Genomic DNA, 19,993 nt, shown 5'->3' on the forward strand with positions numbered 1-19,993 from the left:
ACACGTGCTTCAAGCACCGCGGACTCACAGCTTGCCATCCACCCCTCTCACCCCAGAGCTTATTCCTAGATCTAGACACAAGCGGGCTTGCTCGCTCCCACATTGGACCTGTGTTTTTCCTGAGGGATAAAAAAGGGGCCGCACCCTGCCAAGGAGACGGCCCCGGAAACTCAAAATCTGTAGCGAGATGATTGGCGGAAACGGTTATCTAATAAAGGAATATTTAATTACTTTATTAGACCTGAATCGCATATACCAATCACTCCACAGGTCACAACTTAGCGTCCCTTTGGGTCAAATTGATGACCAGCGTTTGAGTTTCCGGATTCATCGGTCAAGCCCGAGCCGCATGCACTTCCTGCGGTTCGACGGTTTCCTTGCGAACAAAGCGGTTGGCCCGGGCAAACGTACCGATATCGTTGAAGCGCACGCCCATCTCGCGCATCACTTTATGCGCCACCGGTGCCGTCATCTGACGGATGTAAAACGGCTCCTTCACCACAAAGTGATGAATGCCGTGAGTACTGCCGAAGTTGAAGCAGAACGCCTGCAACGGCCACAGCCACCAAGCGTTCAACACTTGTGTCTGTTGCATGACGTTGCCCGGCTCCACGTCGCCGTAGTAGTGCATGTTGGAGCTGACAAAGTGCAGGCAGAACGTGCGCAAAACGTTCGGGCCGATGATCACCACCGCCGCGATGTCGATCACCTGCATCACTGAGAGCGTGGTCGCCGACCACTCAATCGGTGTCCCCGACAGATGTGCAATGCCGTTGGCGGTGTGGAAGCCGAGGAACACGTACCACGCGCCCCAATGCACCAGCGCGAGTGGCGCATAGACCTTCAATGCGCGTTTGATGATGCTGAACTTATGCTCCCAGGTCTTGGCCCGCAGCATGCGGATGAACGCCGACATCACGTTGTCGCCGACCATCAACAGCCGCGCAAAACCCCAGGGCTCGCCGTTGGTGATCGCCCGTTCTTCCATATCGGTTTCCGTACCGGAAACCTTGTGGTGGTTGAGGTGCAGATGCCGACGAATCCATGGGTTGATCGTGCTTGGCCGCGCCAGCCACACCAGGCCCATCATCAGGTTGTGCGGCACCCGCTGTTTACGAAAATACATGCTATGAATCAGGTCGTGTTCCAGCTCGTGGGTCAATGAGGCAAAGAACGCGTTGAGCAGCAGACACACCCACCAGGCCATATGCCCGGTGAGGTAGAGCGCTGCAGAGCCGACCATTCCGGCCAGGGCGAAGGCCAGAATGCCCGCCCCCAGGGCGTCCTGATGGTTGAGAATCGGGTAACGCTTGCGCAGTTCGCCCCCTCTGGCCAACACCACTTCGCGAATATGCGCAGATCGTTGGGTTGCATTCAGTCGCTGGGGACTTGCAGAAGTACCGTCCATGCTTCCATCCTCTGGTTATTGATGTTCGCATCCTGCCTTGTGAACCCTCACAACGCGGTAGCCGTGGACGCCAACCTGTTGACCGGAAGCGCCAATCAGCATGACTGAACCGACCTCCCTCGCCAGCTGGACCCGCGCCCTGCGCAAGCAACTCGATGCGCTGGGCCTCGACAGCACCGCCCTGTGTCACCAGGCGGGGCTCGACCCGCAATTGATGGACGACCCGAACGCCCGTTACCCGTTGTCCGGCACCACGCGCCTGTGGGAAATCGCCGTGCAGGTCAGTGGCGACCCGGCGATCGGCTTGCGCGTCTCGCGGTTCGTCAGCCCGACCACGTTTCATGCACTCGGTTATGCCCTGGTGGCCAGTGGCAGTTTGCGGGAAGTGTTCGAGCGCATCGTGCGGTATCACCGGGTGGTCAGCGATGCCCTGGAGCTTGAGTTAATCCGCACCGAAGACCGCTACCGCTTCCGCCTGAAAATCCCGTCAGGCAATCCGGCGCCGGCATTCGAAGCCATCGACGCCTTCGCTGCCATTTACGTGCGCACCTGCCGCAATCGCCTCGGCCGAGACTATGCGCCGCTAGCCGTGTACTTGCGCCGCCCGGAGCCGGCCGACGCGCATCAATGGCACAAAGTCTTCCGCGCCCCGGTGTACTTTTCGGCCGACGAGGACCGACTGGAATTTTCTCTGGTGGATTTCGACAGTCACCTGGACGACGCCAATCCGGAACTGGCGGAACACAACGAAACCGTGCTCAAACGCACGCTGGCGCAACTCAAGCCCCTGACCTGGGAGCGCAAGGTTCGCGACGCCATCGAAGAGCAATTGCCCGAAGGCGAGCCCAGCGCCGAGCACATCGCCCAAGCCCTGCACCTGAGTTTGCGCAGCCTGCAACGGCATCTGGCGGATGAGGGTTGCCGGTTCGATACGCTGCTCAATGAAAGCCGCGAAAACCTGGCACTGCTGCACCTGCGCGACCCGCAATGCTCGTTGAGCGAGATCAGTTATCTGTTGGGGTTTGCCGATACGAGCAGCTTCAGCCGAGCGTTCAAGCGCTGGACGGGGATGACGCCGGGGCAGTTTCGGGATGGGTTGCGCTGACAGGTCCGGAAGGTGGGTTGCCTGGGCCGGCCTCTTCGCGGGCAAGCCCGCTCCCACAGGGATCCTGGGTGTGCAAATGATTCTGTGTACGACGCTGAACCTGTGGGAGCGGGCTTGCTCGCGATGGCGATTGCCCAGGCACCGCAAAAGCTTCAGCGCCCCCGATCCCGCCGCAGCAACTTGCGCACCCGCGCCACCAGCTCGCTCACGGCAAACGGCTTGAGCAGATAATCATCCTCATGCAACTCCAACCCGCGCAAGCGATCCTCGATGCCATCCTTGGTGGTGAGGAACAGCACCGGCGTCTCACCAAGCTTGCGGATCTGTTGCAGCAACTGCCAGCCGTTCAACCCCGGCAGCATGACGTCAAGAATGATCAGTTCGTATTCGCCGGTCTCGATGAAGCGGCGGCCGTCCATGCCATTGAGCGCAACATCCACCGAGTAACTCGCCTCGCTCAGGCCTTTGGCCAGGAGTTTGGCGGTCTTCGGTTCGTCTTCCACTAACAGCACACGCATGGCACACCTCAATTGTCGTCGTCACAGGCTAGGCGCCTTCGCAGACAAAGCCCACCTATAACGCTTTGTTTCAAAAAATCGCCAACGCCCGCAACCGCTCGGCATCCAGAATTTCGATCTCGCCGTACTTCAGATTCACAATCCCCTGCCCCTGCAAATCCTTGAGAAGCTGATTGGTGGTCTGGCGTGACAGCGACAACATTGAAGCCAGTTGTTCCTGCGGCAGTTGCAACACCCGTCGCGGCGGATCGATTTCGCCGTACCCTTTGGCGATCATCAGTAAGCGATGCGCCAAACGTGCCGGCGCCGGCATCAGGCTCAGCTGTTCGAGGCTGATGAAGGTCAGGCGCAGTTTCTGGCTCATCAGCAATGCCAGTTGCCGCCAGTAAACCGGTTGCTCATCCAGGATGGCCAACAGCGCCGCTTGCGGGATGTGCAACAGAATGCACTGACCCAGACCGAACGCATCGTGGGTACGCGGCTGACCGTCGAACAGGCAGATTTCACCGAACCAGTGCGGCGATTCCACCAGGCTCAGCAGCGCCTCCTTGCCTTGCTCGCTCACCGCGCCAATGCGCACCGCACCTTCGATCACGGCGTACAGCCCACACGGCGGATCGCCGCGCTTGAACAGCCGCTGCCCCGATGACAGGCGCCGCACCTTGGCCGCGGCCAGCAGACTATTCTGTAAGGGAGCAGGTAAATGGCTGAACCATTGCCCCGTCATCAGACGCGAACGCCAAACCTGCATGTCCATCAAAACTCCTGGAGATTGTCGCCTGGCTGACAGAGCGAGAGGTGAACCCGGGGCATGATCAATCACCCTACAGGAGGAATAACAATGAAAAGCCTCGTTGACCATCTCAGTCAATACGCCGCTTACCACCGTGATCCGCGCAATATCGCCAGCCACTTTATCGGTATTCCGCTGATTGTGGTCGCTGTCGCGGTATTGCTGTCGCGGCCGCAATGGGCCGCAGGCTGGCTTTCACCGGCGGTGCTGGTCTCGCTCGCATCGGCGTGGTTCTACCTGCGCCTGGAACTGCGTTTAGGCGTGCTGATGACGGTGCTGCTCGGTCTGTGCGTTTGGGCGGGTCATGTGCTGGCACAGCAAAGCACGCTGGTGTGGCTGGCGAGTGGCGTCGGGATGTTTGTGATCGGCTGGGCGATTCAGTTTGTCGGGCACCATTACGAAGGACGCAAACCGGCGTTTGTCGATGATGTGACGGGGTTGATTGTCGGGCCGTTGTTTGTGGTGGTGGAGCTGGCGTTTTTGCTGGGGATGCGGCGGGATCTGAAAGAGCAGATCGAGGCGCGGGTGGGTGGGGTACGGCTGCGTCAGAAAAACGCTGCGGCGTAGGACGCCATCGCGGGCAAGCCCGCTCCCACAGGGTATTTGCAAACGACTCAACTCAATGTAGGAGCTGGCTTGCTAGCGATCAACGATAACGCGGTGTGTCAGACACACCGCAATCGTCGGATCGCCGCCCGCAGCAAGCCGGTTCCTGCAAGGTTAAATGTTGGCGACTTTCTGCCAGACCTTCGGTTTGAAGAACAAGGTTTCGCCCTTCGCCAACCCGATCAGGCTGTCGTGATCCTTCACCACTTCAGCTTCGATCAGCTCGCTCTGGCCTTCGACCTTCAGCGTCACCCGGGTCGTGGCGCCCAGCGGCCGGATATCGCGCACCTCGGCCGCGTGGTGGTCGTCCAGTTCATGCCGCGACAGCGACACTTCGTGCGGACGGAACAGCACGTGGTTGTCCTCCCCCAGATGCAGACGGTTCGAATCACCGAGGAAGTGATAAACGAAATCGCTGGCCGGGTTTTCGTAGACGTCGCCCGGTGAACCGATCTGCTCGATCACGCCCTTGTTCATCACCACGATGCGATCGGCGACTTCCATCGCTTCTTCCTGGTCATGGGTCACGAACACCGAGGTCAGGTTGATATCTTCGTGCAACCGCGCCAGCCAGCGACGCAGTTCTTTACGAACCTTGGCGTCGAGTGCGCCGAAAGGTTCGTCGAGCAGCAGGACTTTCGGCTCCACCGCCAACGCACGGGCCAACGCGATACGCTGACGCTGGCCGCCCGAGAGTTGTTCCGGGTAGCGATCCGACAGCCAGTCCAGTTGCACCATGTTCAGCAACTCATGGACTTTCACCGCGATCTGGCTTTCGCTCGGGCGCTGGTTTTTCGGTTTCATGCGCAGGCCGAACGCGACGTTGTCGTACACCGTCATGTGGCGGAACAACGCATAGTGCTGGAACACGAAGCCGACGTTGCGATCACGCACGTCATGGCCGGAAACGTCTTCACCGTGGAACACGATGCTGCCTTGATCCGGGGTTTCCAGGCCGGCGATGATCCGCAGCAGCGTGGTCTTGCCGCAACCCGACGGGCCGAGCAGCGCCACGAGTTCGCCGCTCTGAATGTCCAGGCTGATGTCATTGAGCGCCTTGAACGCATTGAAATTCTTGCTGACGTTACGCACTTCGATCGACATGAATTATTCCTCCGCGGCGCTGGCGCGCAGGCGGTTAATACGATTTTCGCTCCACTGCTTGAGCAGCAGGATGAAGAGCGCCAGGATCAGCAACAGGCTCGCCACGGCGAACGCGGCCACGTGGTTGTATTCGTTGTAGAGGATCTCGACGTGCAGCGGCAAGGTGTTGGTCACCCCGCGAATGTGCCCGGACACCACCGACACCGCACCGAACTCACCCATCGCCCGCGCCGTGCACAGCACCACACCGTAGATCAGGCCCCATTTGATATTGGGAACGGTGACGTGCCAGAACATCTGCCAGCCATTGGCGCCGAGCAGACGCGCAGCCTCTTCCTCCTGAGTGCCTTGTTCCTGCATCAAGGGGATCAGCTCGCGCGCCACGAATGGCACGGTGACGAAAATCGTCGCCAGCACGATGCCTGGCAAAGCGAACACGATCTGAATGTCGTGATCCTGCAACCACGGACCGAACAGGCCCTGCGCACCGAACATCAGCACGTAGACCAGACCGGCGATCACCGGCGACACCGAGAACGGCAAGTCGATCAGGGTCACCAGCATGCTCTTGCCGCGGAACGAGTACTTGCTCACGCACCACGCGGCGCTGACACCGAACACCAGGTTCAGCGGCACCGAAATCAACACGGCGATCACCGTCAGTTTCAGCGCGGACAGGGCATCCGGTTCAAAGATCGCGGCGAAGAACGCACCGAGGCCCAGCTTCAGCCCCTGAGACACCACGATAAACAGCGGCAACAACAGAAACAGCGCAAAAATCAGCCAGCCGAGGCCGATCAGGATTCGCCGCGACGTGGCACTGCCACGGCGGGCGGCGTTGGCCGAAGAGGCGGCCACAATAGACGATTGGGACATGGTTCGCGCCTCCTTATGGGGTTTCGATGCGGCGTTGCAGCAAGTTGATCAGCAGCAACAGGACGAAGGAAACCACCAGCATCAGTACACCAATGGAGGTAGCGCCGGTGTAATCGTACTGGTCGAGCTTGACCATGATCAGCAGCGGCAGGATCTCGGTTTTCATCGGCATGTTGCCGGCGATGAAAATCACCGAGCCGTACTCGCCGACCCCGCGGGCAAAGGCCAACGCGAAACCAGTCAACCAGGCGGGCAGCAGTGCGGGCACCAGGATATGGCGGAAAACCTGCAACGGTTTTGCACCGAGACACGCCGCTGCCTCTTCCACTTCACGGGGGATATCGGCCAATACTGGCTGTACCGTACGTACTACGAATGGAAGCGTTACAAAAGTCAGCGCCAGCGTGATGCCGAGGGGGGTATACGCGATCTTGAAGCCAAGGTCCGCCGCGAACTGACCCACCAGCCCGGTCGGGGTGTACAACGCGGTCAGCGCGATACCGGCCACGGCCGTGGGCAATGCGAAGGGCAGATCGATCATCGCATCGATGATCTTGCGACCCGGGAAGGTGTAGCGCACCAGCACCCAGGCCAGCAGCGTGCCGATGATGCCGTTGATGATCGCGGCATAGAGCGCGGTGCCGAAGCTCAGCTTCAACGCCGCCAGCACGCGGGGCGCCGAGATGATCGCCCAGAACTGATCCCAGGTGAGTTGGGCGGCATGCACGAACATCGCCGCCAGTGGAATGAGCACAATCAGGCTGAGGTACACCAAGGTGTAGCCCAGCGTCAGCCCGAAGCCGGGTATGACGGGGGAGATACGACGCGACATAAAAGTCCTTGGTTGAAAAATCAATCAGCTAAACGCGCCAAAGTGGGAGTGGGCTTGCTCGCGAAGAGGCTGGCACATTCAACATATTCGTTGACTGAACCACCGCCTTCGCGAGCAAGCCCGCTCCCACATGTTATGCGCCCAAGCTTAAGGCTCGTGGTGTGGCTAATGGCAGATTACTGCGCCTGGTAAATCTGGTCGAATACACCACCATCATTAAAGAATTTCGGCTGCGCGGATTTCCAGCCGCCGAAGTCCTTGTCGATGGTCACCAGCTCCAGTTTCGGGAACTGCTGGGCGTACTTCGCAGCGACATCCTTGTCACGTGGACGATAGAAGTTTTTCGCCGCGATTTCCTGGCCGGCCGGGCTGTACAGGTGCTTGAGGTACGCTTCGGCGATTTGCTCGTTGCCTTTCTTCTCGGCGTTTTTGTCGACGACGGCCACTGGCGGCTCAGCGAGGATCGACAGCGAAGGCACGACGATTTCGAACTTGTCGGCGCCGCCGTCTTCTTTCAGGGCCAGGAAGGCTTCGTTTTCCCAGGCCAGCAACACATCACCCTGACCGTTGTTGACGAAGGTGATGGTCGAGCCGCGCGCACCGGTGTCCAGCACAGGCACGTGTTTGAACAGGGTTTGTACGTATTCTTTGGCCTTGGCTTCGTCGCCGCCGTTGGCTTTCAGGCCGTAGGCCCAGGCCGCGAGGAAGTTCCAGCGAGCACCGCCGGAGGTTTTCGGGTTCGGGGTGATGACCGACACATCGTTCTTGATCAGGTCGCCCCAGTCCTTGATACCTTTAGGGTTGCCTTTACGCACCAGGAACACGATGGTCGAAGTGTACGGTGTGCTCGCTTCCGGCAGACGCTTCTGCCAGTCCGCCGGCAGGGTCTTGCCGAGTTTGGCGATTTCATCGATGTCACCAGCCAGGGCCAGGGTGACCACGTCGGCGCGCAGACCATCGATTACCGCACGGCCCTGTTTGCCCGAACCACCGTGGGATTGCTGGATCTTCACGGTGTCGCCAGCGTGATCTTTCTGCCAGAACTTCACGAACTCAGCGTTGTAATCCTGATACAGCTCGCGAGTCGGGTCGTACGACACATTGAGCAGCTCGTAATCCTTGGCAACCGCGGAACCCGCAAAAAGGGCACTGGCCAGGGCGGCCAAAGCGAAATGACGAATCGACGACATGGTGAAAGCTCCTGAAATTCTGGGCGTGTTGGCTTTTTTTATGATCTGGAATCGGGTTACCTGCTCAAAGATCGCAGCCTTCGGCAGCTCCTACACAAATCCCCTGTAGGAGCTGCCGCAGGCTGCGATCTTTTGATCTTTGGCTCAGCTCGGTTTGTTGCTTGGGTTCTGCAAACGGAATTTTTCTTTGCGTTCGATCTGGACCACCTGAGCGTTGTGCACGGTGATTTCCACGGCGCCGAACCGCAGATCGCGCAGGGCGCTCTGGATCTCACGCAAAATGGTGGCTTCGTCTTGACCGTCAACGCTACGTAGGGATGCGCTCATGGTGCTGCTCCTTCGACTGAGAGGTTGCCTGGCAATGTCCGGCACTGCTTGCGGCGTGAGGCCAATAGTAGATAGGTGCGGATATTCTTAAAAAGACTATTTAAGAATGTTTATATAACCAAAATAAAATGCTTGCCGGGACGAGGGTTTACGCGCAACCAGGGACGCGCCCCCCTTGTAGAAGCCGGCTTGCTGGCGATGAGGGCATCCCGTCATGTGGGGAGTTTGAGGGCGCCTTCGCCTGCAAGCCGGCTCCTACAGGTCCGTGTACAACGCGACAAACAGGCACGCTGCATACAATGGAAGGGGTTAGTGGATTTGCGGTGCGTGCATCCAATCGAGCTGCTGGGCCGGCACCGGTCGGCCGAACCAGTAGCCCTGCCCCAGATCACAGCCGTGTTCGAGCAGGAAACCCGCCTGCTCGACCTGCTCGATCCCCTCGGCATGCACCTGCATCCCCATGCTCTGCGCCAGGGCGATGATCACGCGTACGATGGCCCCATCATCCTCATCCCACGGCAACCCGGCCACGAAGCCCTGATCGATCTTGAGCTTCTGTACCGGCAAACGCTTGAGTCGCAACAACGACGAATACCCGGTACCAAAGTCATCGATGGCCAGCCGTACGCCGAGCTCGCGTAAGCGATGCATCTGCTCCAGCGCCACTTCCGGGTCATCCATCACCGCGCTTTCGGTAACTTCCAACTCCAGATACGCCGGATCCAGAGCGGTTTCACGCAGTACCTGCGCCACCTGCTGATACAACTCACGGCGAGCAAACAATCGCGACGAAACATTCACCGCGACAAACGACAACGCGACCCCGGCCTGCTGCCACTGGCACATCTGCTGACATGCCTGGCGCATGACCCAGGCATCGATCTCGGCGATCAACCCGGTGCGTTCGGCAATGGGGATGAATTCCGCTGGCGACACCAGCCCCCGTTGCGGGTGCTCCCAGCGCACCAGCGCCTCGACACCCACCAGGCGACGGGTCATGAGGTCGTGAACCGGCTGGTAATACACCCGCAACTCCTGCTGCTCCAGCGCGCGGCGCAGTTCGAACGCGGTCTCGACCCGCTGTTGCGCATGAGCGGTCAATTCTTCGGTGTACAGCGCATAGCCATCGCGGCCAGCGCTCTTGGCCTTGAACAAGGCCGAGTCGGCGTTGCGCAGTAGCTGTTCAGCGCTCAAGGCATCACTGGGGAACAAACTGATGCCGATGCTGGCGTTGATGAACAGTTGATGTCCGTCGATCGGGAATGGCTCCTTCATGCCGTCGAGGATGCGCTGAGCCAGTGCCGCGGCATGCTCCAACTGTGGGCAACTTTCAGCCAATACGGCGAACTCATCGCCGCCCAGCCGCGCCAGCGTGATGCCCGGGCCGAACATGGCCTTCAAGCGCTCGGCCACGGCTTTGAGCAATTGGTCACCAATCGTGTGCCCGAGGCTGTCGTTGATCATCTTGAAGTGATCCAGATCGATCATCAGCAACGCGCAGCCGCGCTTGTGGAGTTGCGCCGAAGTGAGTGCCTGCTCGGTACGGTCAGTGAACAGCAAGCGGTTAGGCAAATCCGTCAGCGGGTCGTGATGAGCCAGATGCTTGAGTTCATGTTCGGAGTTCTTGATCGCGCTGATATCGGAAAACACGGCAACGTAATGGCTGAGCCGCCCCTGATCGTCGTGAATAATGCGGATCGTCTGCCATTGCGGATAGATTTCACCGCTTTTTCGACGGTTCCAGATTTCCCCGCTCCATTCGCCGATGCTGCTGAGTGTCGAGAACATCGCCTGGTAAAAATCCGCCGAGTGATGACCCGACTTGAACAGGCTCGGTCGCTGGCCCAGCACCTCCTCTAGCGAGTAACCGGTGATTTCCATGAACGCCCGGTTAACGTGGACGATCAAGCCGTTGCAATCGGTGACCAGCACACCTTCACGTGTGCAATCGAAGACCGCAGCCGCCTGACGCAAACGCTCGCGGTCGTCATTTCGCTCACGCAATGTGGCGCCGATCCCCAGGCACCGGAGCAATCGCGCTCGGGCGATGAAGATCAGCCCGGCACTAAACGCAACCCAGACGTAACCGTTGATCAGTTGCCACCGCAGCAGCTCGTCTGAGCTATCGAAGAAACTGTTCAATAAATAACCACTGAACTGCAGCCAGACTACAGATAGCAACAGATAAAGCAGCGCTGCACGCAACGCGTCGCGATAGGTGGCAAACATTAGGCCGTCCATGTCCCTGCAAAAGGGTGGAATTATAGGTCAAGAAACATCCAGCCACTCTTATCTGAAAGGGCGACTGGTTTTATCTGTGGGCTTAGTGATAATGCAACGGCTGTTTTTTTCTTTATCGAGGGCCCTATAGCCTATGTGGTACGAAGGTTTTCTCGGCTTGTCGCCCTGGTCACTGGTGGCAGTCACCCTGCTGATGACCCACGTTACGATTATCGGCGTCACGGTCTATCTGCATCGTTATTCAGCCCATCGCTCGCTCGAGCTCAATGCTGGCCTGAAACATTTTTTCCGCTTCTGGCTGTGGCTGACCACGGCGCAGAACACCCGCGAGTGGACCGCCATCCACCGCAAGCATCACGCCAAATGCGAAACCGTCGATGACCCGCACAGCCCGGTTATCAAGGGCTTGTCCACCGTTCTGCGCAAAGGCGCCGAGCTGTACCGCGCCGAAGCGGAAAACCCCGAGACCCTGCGCATCTACGGCAAGAACTGCCCCGAAGACTGGATCGAACGCAACCTCTACAGCCGTTACCCGCTGCTGGGCGTGGCGATCATGGCCGTCATCGACCTTCTGCTGTTCGGCACCATCGGCATCACCATCTGGGCCATCCAGATGATGTGGATTCCGGTCTGGGCCGCCGGCGTGGTCAATGGCCTGGGCCATGCCGTCGGCTACCGAAACTTCGAATGCCGCGATGCGGCGACCAACCTGGTGCCCTGGGGCATCCTGATCGGCGGCGAAGAACTGCATAACAACCATCACACCTACCCTAACTCGGCAAAACTGTCGGTGAAGAAGTGGGAGTTCGACCTCGGCTGGGCCTGGATCCAGGTCTTCAGTTTCCTGCGTCTGGCCAAGGTTCAACGGGTTGCACCAATCGCCCACCGGGTAGAAGGTAAAGGCAGCCTGGACATGGACACCGCCATGGCCATCCTCAACAACCGCTTCCAGATCATGGCCCAGTACCGCAAATTGGTGATCGCGCCGCTGGTCAAACAGGAACTGGAAAAGGTCGATCACTCGGTCCGTCACCAGTTCCACCGAGCCAAACGCCTGCTCTCCCGGGAAACCAGCCTGCTCGATGACAAACACCACGTACGAATCCAGACCATGCTCGAGCACAGCCAGGCGCTGAAGGTAATTTACGAGAAACGACTGGCCTTGCAGCAGATCTGGGTCAAGACCAGCTCAAATGGTCACGACATGCTGGCCGCCATCAAGGATTGGGTACACGAAGCCGAAGCCAGCGGGATTCAATCCCTGCGCGACTTCGCCGATCAGTTGAAGACCTACTCCCTGCGCCCTGCAGCTGCCTGACCCTGCTGAGGGGCTTTCTGTGGCGAGGGAGCTTGCTCCCGCTCGGCTGCGCAGCAGACGCAAAACCTGACGACGCGTTTTAGCCAAAAAAACGCGTCGCCAATACCGCCCGGCGGGAGCAAGCCCCCTCGCCACCCCAGGCGGGAACTAAGCTCCAAATCCCCTATCTCAAAGACACTTCGCCACTACGGCGGGCTTTGTTGCGACCGCTGTCCAATACGCGGCACGCCCTTTGAGATTTGTGTCGATGGTCACCAAGAACCTCCAAGACTCATCCCTACCCCAGTGGCCCGAGGCCGCACAAACCCTGATGGCGCTGATGCATGCCCAAGGCGAAGTCGCACGCCTGAGCGAACGCGAACAGCTGTTCAGTTCTTTGCTGGTCAGCGTCAACGCGGTGCTTTGGGCTTTCAACTGGGAAACCCGCCAGGTGCTCTACGTGAGCCCCGCCTATGAGCGGATCTTCGGCCGTTCCGCAGGTCTGTTGCTGTCCGACTCCAACCAGTGGCGTGACAGCATTTACCCTGACGATCTGGAGTACGCCGAACGCAGCCTCGCCGAAGTGCTGGAAAAAGGCGCCGTCGAAGACCGCGAGTACCGCATCATCGCCGCCGACGGCCAGGTTCGCTGGCTCAGTGACAAGTGCTTCATCAACCGTCAGGCCGAACCGGGCCAGCCGCTGATCATTGTCGGCATTGCCGAAGACATCACCGAAAAGAAGCAGATGGAAAGCGAGCTGCATCGCCTGGCCACCACCGACGTCCTGACCCAGAGCAGCAATCGCCGGCACTTCTTCGACTGCGCCCATCATGAGTTCGAACTGGCGCGCCAACAGGGCGCGCCGCTGGCGTTTCTGCTGCTGGACATCGATGACTTCAAGGTGATCAACGACACCTACGGTCACCCGGAAGGCGACAACGTACTGCAACACGTCGCCGAGACCGGTCGCGGGGCGTTGCGTCGCGGCGATGTGTTTGGACGAATCGGTGGCGAGGAATTCGCCGCGGTGTTTCCCGGCTGTGCGCCCGACATGGCCATGCAAGTGGCCGAGCGTCTGCAACGGGAGATTCAGCGATTGAGCTTCACCCATGGCCACCAGACATTCGGCATCACCGTCAGCCAGGGCTTGACCAGCCTGACCGCCGAGGATGAAAGCATCGAGAGCCTGTTTGCCCGGGCGGACGCGGCGATGTATGAAGCGAAGCGCCAGGGCAAGAACCGGATCATATCCGGCTGACACCTCCTGTAGGAGCCGGCTTGCTGGCGATGGCATCACCGCGGTAAATCAGCCACACCGCTTTGCCCGGATCGCCAGCAAGCCGGCTCCTACAGGGTTTGGGGTCAGGTTTATTTTTTGCGCAAACGCATCAACTCCGGCAAGCCAATCTTGAGCAACCGCGCCGGCCGGCTCTTGGCCAGCACCTCAATGCCCTCATGCTCGGTCAGACGCGCCATCTGCGCCGCCATGTTCATCACCAGAGCCTCGCGGGAGTAAACCCCGCCACCGAGCTGGTACACCGCCGCAATCAGCTCTCGCAGCTCCAGGGGCAAGCGCCAGCGGGTGCGCAGCGCGGAACCGTACGCCGCGCCGAATTCAGCGAGGGCATCACCCACCTCCTCCCATTCATCCAACTCACCGCCGGCCTGTTTCCATTCCTGCAAACAGCGCAGCAACGCCAGATCACCCAGGCGATGCAACATCCCGGCGCAATAGCACCGCTCCTGATCCAGATCCAGCAAGCGCGCCAGTGTCCGGGCATATTCGGCGGTGTGCAGCGACAGCTCCCAATAACGTTCGGCATAGTCCGCCAATAATGGATCACTAAGCCGTGCACTGCGCTTGAGCGCCAACCCCAGAATCAGGTTCATGCTCTGCCCGCTGCCCAGCCGATGCAACGCCTGGGACAGGGTTTGCACGGCGACGCCATGATGCTGGGCCGCGCTGTTGGCGGCAGCGATCAGGACTGCGGTGATCTGTGGATCAATGCGGATTTCATCTTCCAGGAGTTTCAGGTCAAGGCCGTTTGGATTAAGGCTACGCTTGACCGCCAGTTGCACGTCGGTCATCAGCGGTGCACCGTCGGCAAACTCACGACGACGCTCCAGGTACGTCGACAAGGTCATGCCGGGCGCCAACGTCGGCACTTCACAAGACACCTCTTCACCGGCGTTCAGCAGCAGATCCTGCAGACGGAGGGTCAGGCTTTCCATGTTCAGGGGTTTGGTCAGGTACGCTGCAGGCGCCAAGGGCAACGCTTCGCGCACACTGGCACTGTCGTTGCGGCTGCTCATCAGAATAAAGGGCAGCGGCGGATTGCGTTTGCGCTGGCGGACACTGCGCAAGACATTCAAGCCATCGACACCGGGCAACTCCCAGTCGACGATCACCAAGTCGTAAGGATTTTCCGCCAGCAACTCCAGCGCCTGCTGACCATCGGCACACAGGTCGAGGCGCGCATCACAACGCACATTCAACAGCACCTGCTTGAGCAGGTCGCGGGACCAGGGATCAGCCTCGGCGATCAGCACACGTGGTACAGCGGGTAAAACCACAGCAGTCATTTGCACACTCCATCAGCAATGCTTGCACCTTAGTCAATGCTGGCCACTCGATACAGCGCGTTGTGTTTCTGGTGGCGTAAAAAAACCCGCCGAAGCGGGTTTTTTGTCGATCAGCTCACAAATCGATCAGAGCTCCGAGAAGCACTCTTCGATGATCGCCAGACCTTTGTCCAGTTGCTCGTCCGGCGAAGTCAGCGGTACCAGCACGCGCAGAACGTTGCCATAAGTGCCGCAGGACAGCAGGATCAGGCCTTTTTCGCGAGCCTTGGCCACAACGGCGGCTACCGCTGGAGCGTTCGGCTTGTGGCTGTCGCCGTCAACGAACAGCTCGACCGCGATCATCGCGCCCAGGGCACGGACTTCGCCGATGACCGGGTACTTGGCCTGGATGGCCTTGAGGCCAGTGACCAGACGCTCGCCGACAGCCTTGCAGCGGTCCAGCAGGTGCTCTTCTTCGAACACTTCCATCACGGCCAGGGCCGCGGCGCAAGCGATCGGGCTACCGGCGTAGGTGCCGCCCAGGCCGCCTGGAGCGATGGCGTCCATGTATTCGGCCTTGCCGCACACACCGGCCAGCGGGAAGCCGCCAGCGATGGATTTGGCGAAGGTGGTCAGGTCGGCAGCAACGCCCATCTGCTCCATGGCGAAGAAAGTACCGGTACGGCCAGCGCCAGTTTGCACTTCGTCAGCGATCAACAGGATGCCGTGCTGGTCGCACAGAGCGCGCAGGCGCTTCATGAACTCTTTAGGCGCGACGTAGAAACCGCCTTCGCCCTGAACCGGCTCGATGATGATGGCAGCGATGTCACGCGGCTCGGCGTCGTTCTTGAAGATGCGTTCGATGCTGGCGATCGAATCGTCGATGCTCACACCGTGCAGTTCGTTCGGGTACAGCGCGCGGAAGATGCCGCCTGGCATCAGGCCCATGCCGGCCGAGTAAGGCACGACTTTACCGGTCAGGCCCAGGGTCATCATGGTGCGACCGTGGTAAGCGCCGGTGAAGGCGATCACGCCGGCACGGCCAGTGGCGGCACGGGCGATTTTCACGGCGTTTTCTACGGCTTCGGAACCGGTGGTCACCAGCAGGGTTTTCTTGGCGAAATCACCTGGTACCTTGGCGTTGATTTTTTCGCACACTTCTACGTACGGCTCGTAAGCCAGTACCTGAAAGCAAGTGTGGGTCAGCTTGTTCAGCTGCTCGGTCACCGCTGCGATGATTTTCGGGTGCACGTGACCGGTATTCAGCACGGCGATACCGCCGGCGAAGTCGATGAACTCGCGACCTTCAACGTCGGTCACGGTGGCGTTCTTCGCGTGGTCGGCGAAGATCGGGTGAATCTGGCCAACACCGCGTGGTACAGCGGCTTCGCGGCGTTTCATCAGGGATGCGTTAGTCTTGCTCATAAAGTCCTCATTCACCGCTCATCGGGCGGCGTGGTTCAAGGAAAATGCGGCGGGGTGCAACGGCGACAGCATGCGATGATCGACTGCCACAGCGTTCCCGGCCACAGAGAAAATTCCGGTTGAAGCGCGCAAAGGGTCAGCGCTCTCGTGCCCTTTGCGCTTGAAGCAAAATGCCTTGCCGTGGCCTATCTGTTACGAGATTAGATGCCCAGGCAGAGGTATTTGATTTCCAGGTAATCTTCGATGCCGTACTTGGAGCCTTCACGGCCCAGGCCCGACGCCTTGATGCCGCCGAACGGCGCGACTTCGTTGGAGATCAGCCCGGTGTTGACGCCGACCATACCGTATTCCAGCGCTTCGGCCACACGGAACACACGGCCCAGGTCGCGAGCGTAGAAGTACGAGGCCAGACCGAACTCGGTGTCGTTCGACATCGCAATCACTTCGGCTTCGTCTTTGAAGCGGAACAGCGGCGCCAATGGACCGAAAGTTTCTTCCTTGGCCACAGCTGCGTTCTTCGGCACGTTGGTCAGGATGGTCGGCTCGAAGAAGTTGCCTTCCATGCTCTTGCCGCCAGACAGCACGGTGGCGCCTTTGGAAACGGCGTCAGCAATGTGCTCTTGAACCTTGGCCACGGCTTTTTCGTCGATCAGCGGACCGGTGGTGGTGCCTTCTTCGAGACCGTTGCCGATCTTGAGTTTGGACACCGCCACTTTCAGCTTCTCGGCGAACGCGTCGTAGACCGAATCCTGAATGTACAGACGGTTGGCGCAGACGCAGGTCTGGCCGTTGTTGCGGTATTTGGAAATGATCGCGCCTTCGACGGCCTTATCCAGGTCCGCGTCGTCGAACACGATGAACGGCGCGTTACCGCCCAGTTCCAGGGAGACTTTTTTGATGTCCTTGGCGCATTCAGCCATCAGCTGACGACCGATTTCGGTCGAGCCAGTGAACGACAGTTTGCGCACGATCGGGTTGCTGGTCAGCTCGCTGCCGATGTCGCCGGCGCTGCCGGACACAACGCTGAATACGCCAGCAGGAATGCCGGCACGCTGGGCCAGTTCAGCCAGAGCGAATGCGGAAAACGGAGTTTGCGAAGCAGGCTTGAGCACCATGGTGCAACCGGCGGCCAGGGCCGGGCCGGCTTTACGGGTGATCATCGCGGCCGGGAAGTTCCACGGGGTAATTGCCGCGGTCACGCCGATTGGCTGCTTGATCACGATCAGGCGCTTGTCTGGCTGGTGGCCCGGAATCACGTCACCGTAGACGCGCTTGGCTTCTTCGGCGAACCACTCGATAAAGGAGGCGGCGTAAACGATTTCGCCCTTGGCTTCAGCCAACGGCTTGCCCTGCTCCATGGTCATCAAGCGAGCCAGGTCGTCCTGGTTCTCGATGATCAGCTCGAACCAGCGACGCAGCTTGTTCGCACGGTCCTTGGCGGTCAGTGCACGCCAGGCCGGCAGCGCTTTGTCAGCAGCTTCGATCGCACGGCGGGTTTCGGCAGCGCCCATTTTCGGCACGGTGCCCAGAATTTCGCCCGTTGCCGGGTTGTTGACCTTGATCGTCTGACCATTGTCCGCATCGACCCAAGCGCCATCGATGAAGGCTTGCTGGCGGAACAACTGGGTGTCTTTAAGCTGCATGTCGGCTTTCCTTAACAGCACCGCGGCAGGCGCGGAGCAAATTATGATTGTAGAAAGGCGCCTGAAAGGCTGCCGTCAGGGAAATCATTCACCGGGCTGAAGCACATAAATAGCGCACGGAATGAACTCGTGCGGTTCAGCACCCAGACAAGAGCGTTTGAAATCTCAAACGAATCCTAGGATCAAAGGGGTTAAAGGACAATAGGCTGTTCGAAAAAAAGAACGAAAACGCCGCATTTGCCCAATTTTTCTGATCAACGTAGCAAACGCAGGTTACGCTTTGAAAAAGCGCAGTCGATTCAGCAGCATGGACGCCCGCAGTGCATATGAGTATCATGGCGCCCGCTTGCACCAGTAGCTCAGCTGGATAGAGTACTGCCCTCCGAAGGCAGGGGTCGTGGGTTCGAATCCCGCCTGGTGCACCATCTTCTTTCCCTTGTATTACAAGGCGATAGCGCTCCTGACAGAAACCTGTCCTAGTCCTGAAAGTCGTTTTTGCCACAAATTTGCCACACTTAATGTGGCGGGAATGGTCGAAATGGCAACAATCAGGAATCGCGGCGAGTATCAGTGGGAAGCGCAAATCCGTCGCAAGGGCTATCCAGCCCAAAGAAAAACCTTCGAAACCAAAGCAGATGCCCAGGCCTGGGCGCGAATGATCGAAAGCGAAATCGACCGAGGCATTTTTGTCTCTCGCGTCGAGGCAGAGCGCACCGCCTTTCATCAACTCATTGATCGCTACATCTCAGAGATCGCTCCGAAGCACAAAGGCGCGTACTCGGAAATCAAACGTCTGGAAGCGCTCAAGCGTCATCCGCTGGCTACGCGCATCGTTGCCACCCTCACCTCCTCCGACTTTGCCCGCTACCGTGACGAGCGCCTGAAGATCCGCAAGGGCAATACGGTCAAGCGTGAGCTGGCATTGTTTCAATGCGTGATTGAGGTCGCTCGCCGCGAATGGGGAATCCATCTTGCCGAGAATCCGGTGCGGATGGTCAGCCGCCCTAGCTATAACGACGAACGCTCGCGGCGGCTGGACCCGGTTGAGGAGCAATACATTCTCAGCGCCCTTGAGCTTCGAGAACGCCGTGCTGATGGCACCTATGCTGATGCGTCGCACAATCCTTGGATACGGCCCATCGTTCAATTGGCGATTGAGACAGCCATGCGCCGTGGCGAAATTTTCGAGCTGCGCTGGAAGCATGTGAACCTAGATCGCAGGACCGCGCATCTTCCAGCGACTAAGAACGGACTGCCCAGAACCGTCCCGCTTTCACCAAAGGCTATTCAGCTGTTGAAGGACTTGCCGCGCTCGCTGTGCGGTCGAGTCTTCCCCACCACAGCCGACGCTCTCAAGAAGGCCTTTGTGCGAGGCCTGGAGCGAGCGAGGCTGAAATACCTGGGGGATTGCGGCGCGGCGCAGGTAACGCCTCAGGAAGACTTCCTGATCAATCTACGCTTTCACGACCTGCGGCATGAAGCGACATGTCGGCTTGCGACCAAGCTTCCGAATTTGATCGAGCTTGCCAGCGTGACGGGACATCGGGAAGTGAACATGCTGAAGCGTTACTACAACATCACCGCAGAAGAGCTCGCGGCAAAGCTGGCTTGATCAGACCTATGACTACTTCTCAATGGTCAGCTTGGAGCTGACCATTGATCTTGCAACACGCCCGCGCGAACTCAGCATAGGTGCACGGGGCCCTGTTGCCGGGTCAACAATCGCCCGTTGTTGCGGCCTCCTTCCTTCAGAAAACATGTCATCTGTTAAAAAGCTGTCCTAGTGATTGAGCGGCTGATTGGCAAAAGCTGGGCTCACCAGATCAATCGAGCGATAAAGCGATGACAGTAGATTATGAAACTATCCAGAAAATACAGAAGCTTGGCGACGATGTTCTGATTGGCGTGGTTGAAGTAGCAGCGCTGACCGGCTTCAGCGTGCTTACGGTCCGTCAGCGCAAACTGCCGAGGCTTGAATCGCCCCGGGTTTTCTAGACACTCTCCAGGCTCGCTGCGTAACGCTTTTCAAACTCTACCGGTGACAGCTGATTGTTGAAACTGTGACG

General features: G+C 59.1%; 17 protein-coding genes and 1 tRNA gene. 6 read left to right on the top strand and 12 right to left on the bottom strand.

The window, feature by feature from the left end; translation table 11 throughout:
• Positions 1-334: 334 nt before the first annotated feature.
• Positions 335-1,408 carry a fatty acid desaturase gene (locus tag FBY04_RS31540; protein ID WP_145319537.1) on the bottom strand — a complete coding sequence of 358 codons (1,074 nt, stop codon included), beginning with the start codon at positions 1,406-1,408 and terminating at the stop codon, positions 335-337.
• A gap of 100 nt (positions 1,409-1,508) precedes the next feature.
• On the opposite strand from FBY04_RS31540, the gene FBY04_RS31545 reads away from it, so the two are divergent.
• Complete coding sequence (locus FBY04_RS31545; protein ID WP_145319540.1) at positions 1,509-2,513, top strand: AraC family transcriptional regulator; 1,005 nt, start codon at positions 1,509-1,511, stop codon at positions 2,511-2,513.
• A gap of 152 nt (positions 2,514-2,665) precedes the next feature.
• Here the strand turns inward: FBY04_RS31545 and FBY04_RS31550 are convergent, their stop codons facing one another.
• Positions 2,666-3,031, bottom strand: a complete 366-nt coding sequence (locus tag FBY04_RS31550; RefSeq protein WP_084318322.1) for a response regulator — start codon at positions 3,029-3,031, stop codon at positions 2,666-2,668.
• A gap of 70 nt (positions 3,032-3,101) precedes the next feature.
• Positions 3,102-3,788 carry a Crp/Fnr family transcriptional regulator gene (locus FBY04_RS31555; protein ID WP_145319543.1) on the bottom strand — a complete coding sequence of 229 codons (687 nt, stop codon included), beginning with the start codon at positions 3,786-3,788 and terminating at the stop codon, positions 3,102-3,104.
• 84 nt (positions 3,789-3,872) lie between these two features.
• Between FBY04_RS31555 and FBY04_RS31560 the strand changes: the two genes are divergently transcribed.
• On the top strand, positions 3,873-4,391 hold the full coding sequence (locus tag FBY04_RS31560; RefSeq protein ID WP_145319546.1) for a DUF962 domain-containing protein: 519 nt from the start codon (positions 3,873-3,875) through the stop codon (positions 4,389-4,391).
• Between the two features lie 153 nt (positions 4,392-4,544).
• Here FBY04_RS31560 and FBY04_RS31565 read toward each other — a convergent pair whose 3' ends face one another.
• The 6 genes from FBY04_RS31565 to dibA all read right to left on the bottom strand — a co-directional run bounded on the left by FBY04_RS31565 (position 4,545) and on the right by dibA (position 10,988).
• Positions 4,545-5,534, bottom strand: coding sequence for a sulfate/molybdate ABC transporter ATP-binding protein (locus FBY04_RS31565; protein ID WP_084318325.1), 990 nt, complete (start codon positions 5,532-5,534; stop codon positions 4,545-4,547).
• 3 nt (positions 5,535-5,537) lie between these two features.
• On the bottom strand, positions 5,538-6,410 hold the full coding sequence (gene cysW, locus FBY04_RS31570) for a sulfate ABC transporter permease subunit CysW (protein WP_145319549.1): 873 nt from the start codon (positions 6,408-6,410) through the stop codon (positions 5,538-5,540).
• Between the two features lie 13 nt (positions 6,411-6,423).
• The gene (gene cysT / locus FBY04_RS31575) at positions 6,424-7,242 is read right to left on the bottom strand and encodes a sulfate ABC transporter permease subunit CysT (protein ID WP_030131597.1); all 819 of its coding nucleotides are present in this window, start codon (positions 7,240-7,242) and stop codon (positions 6,424-6,426) included.
• Between the two features lie 176 nt (positions 7,243-7,418).
• Positions 7,419-8,432, bottom strand: a complete 1,014-nt coding sequence (locus tag FBY04_RS31580) for a sulfate ABC transporter substrate-binding protein (protein WP_084318327.1) — start codon at positions 8,430-8,432, stop codon at positions 7,419-7,421.
• 144 nt (positions 8,433-8,576) lie between these two features.
• Positions 8,577-8,759 (bottom strand): sulfur starvation response protein OscA, encoded by a 183-nt coding sequence (gene oscA, locus FBY04_RS31585; protein WP_007945260.1) that lies wholly within the window; start codon positions 8,757-8,759, stop codon positions 8,577-8,579.
• Positions 8,760-9,068: 309 nt separating this feature from the next.
• The gene (dibA, locus tag FBY04_RS31590) at positions 9,069-10,988 is read right to left on the bottom strand and encodes a phosphodiesterase DibA (protein ID WP_084318328.1); all 1,920 of its coding nucleotides are present in this window, start codon (positions 10,986-10,988) and stop codon (positions 9,069-9,071) included.
• 145 nt (positions 10,989-11,133) lie between these two features.
• Here dibA and desA point away from each other — a divergent pair, with 145 nt between their 5' ends.
• Together desA and FBY04_RS31600 are read left to right on the top strand one after the other, a co-directional pair.
• Positions 11,134-12,318, top strand: a complete 1,185-nt coding sequence (gene desA / locus FBY04_RS31595) for a delta-9 fatty acid desaturase DesA (protein WP_145319552.1) — start codon at positions 11,134-11,136, stop codon at positions 12,316-12,318.
• Positions 12,319-12,565: 247 nt separating this feature from the next.
• On the top strand, positions 12,566-13,555 hold the full coding sequence (locus tag FBY04_RS31600) for a sensor domain-containing diguanylate cyclase (RefSeq protein WP_084318330.1): 990 nt from the start codon (positions 12,566-12,568) through the stop codon (positions 13,553-13,555).
• Positions 13,556-13,665: 110 nt separating this feature from the next.
• Here the strand turns inward: FBY04_RS31600 and FBY04_RS31605 are convergent, their stop codons facing one another.
• From FBY04_RS31605 to gabD, 3 genes are all read right to left on the bottom strand, one after another.
• Complete coding sequence (locus tag FBY04_RS31605) at positions 13,666-14,880, bottom strand: response regulator (protein ID WP_084318331.1); 1,215 nt, start codon at positions 14,878-14,880, stop codon at positions 13,666-13,668.
• Positions 14,881-15,006: 126 nt separating this feature from the next.
• Positions 15,007-16,284, bottom strand: a complete 1,278-nt coding sequence (gabT, locus tag FBY04_RS31610; protein ID WP_084318332.1) for a 4-aminobutyrate--2-oxoglutarate transaminase — start codon at positions 16,282-16,284, stop codon at positions 15,007-15,009.
• A gap of 200 nt (positions 16,285-16,484) precedes the next feature.
• Positions 16,485-17,927, bottom strand: a complete 1,443-nt coding sequence (gene gabD / locus FBY04_RS31615) for an NADP-dependent succinate-semialdehyde dehydrogenase (RefSeq protein ID WP_084318333.1) — start codon at positions 17,925-17,927, stop codon at positions 16,485-16,487.
• A 348-nt stretch (positions 17,928-18,275) separates the two neighbouring features.
• Between gabD and FBY04_RS31620 the strand changes: the two genes are divergently transcribed.
• Together FBY04_RS31620 and FBY04_RS31625 are read left to right on the top strand one after the other, a co-directional pair.
• Positions 18,276-18,352 (top strand) — tRNA-Arg (locus FBY04_RS31620).
• Positions 18,325-19,539 (top strand): site-specific integrase, encoded by a 1,215-nt coding sequence (locus FBY04_RS31625; protein WP_256667217.1) that lies wholly within the window; start codon positions 18,325-18,327, stop codon positions 19,537-19,539. Before FBY04_RS31620 ends, FBY04_RS31625 begins: the two co-directional genes overlap by 28 nt.
• Positions 19,540-19,993 lie beyond the last annotated feature (454 nt).

The sequence above is a fragment of the Pseudomonas sp. SJZ080 genome (assembly GCF_007828295.1).
In the GTDB taxonomy this organism is placed as follows: domain Bacteria; phylum Pseudomonadota; class Gammaproteobacteria; order Pseudomonadales; family Pseudomonadaceae; genus Aquipseudomonas; species Aquipseudomonas migulae_A.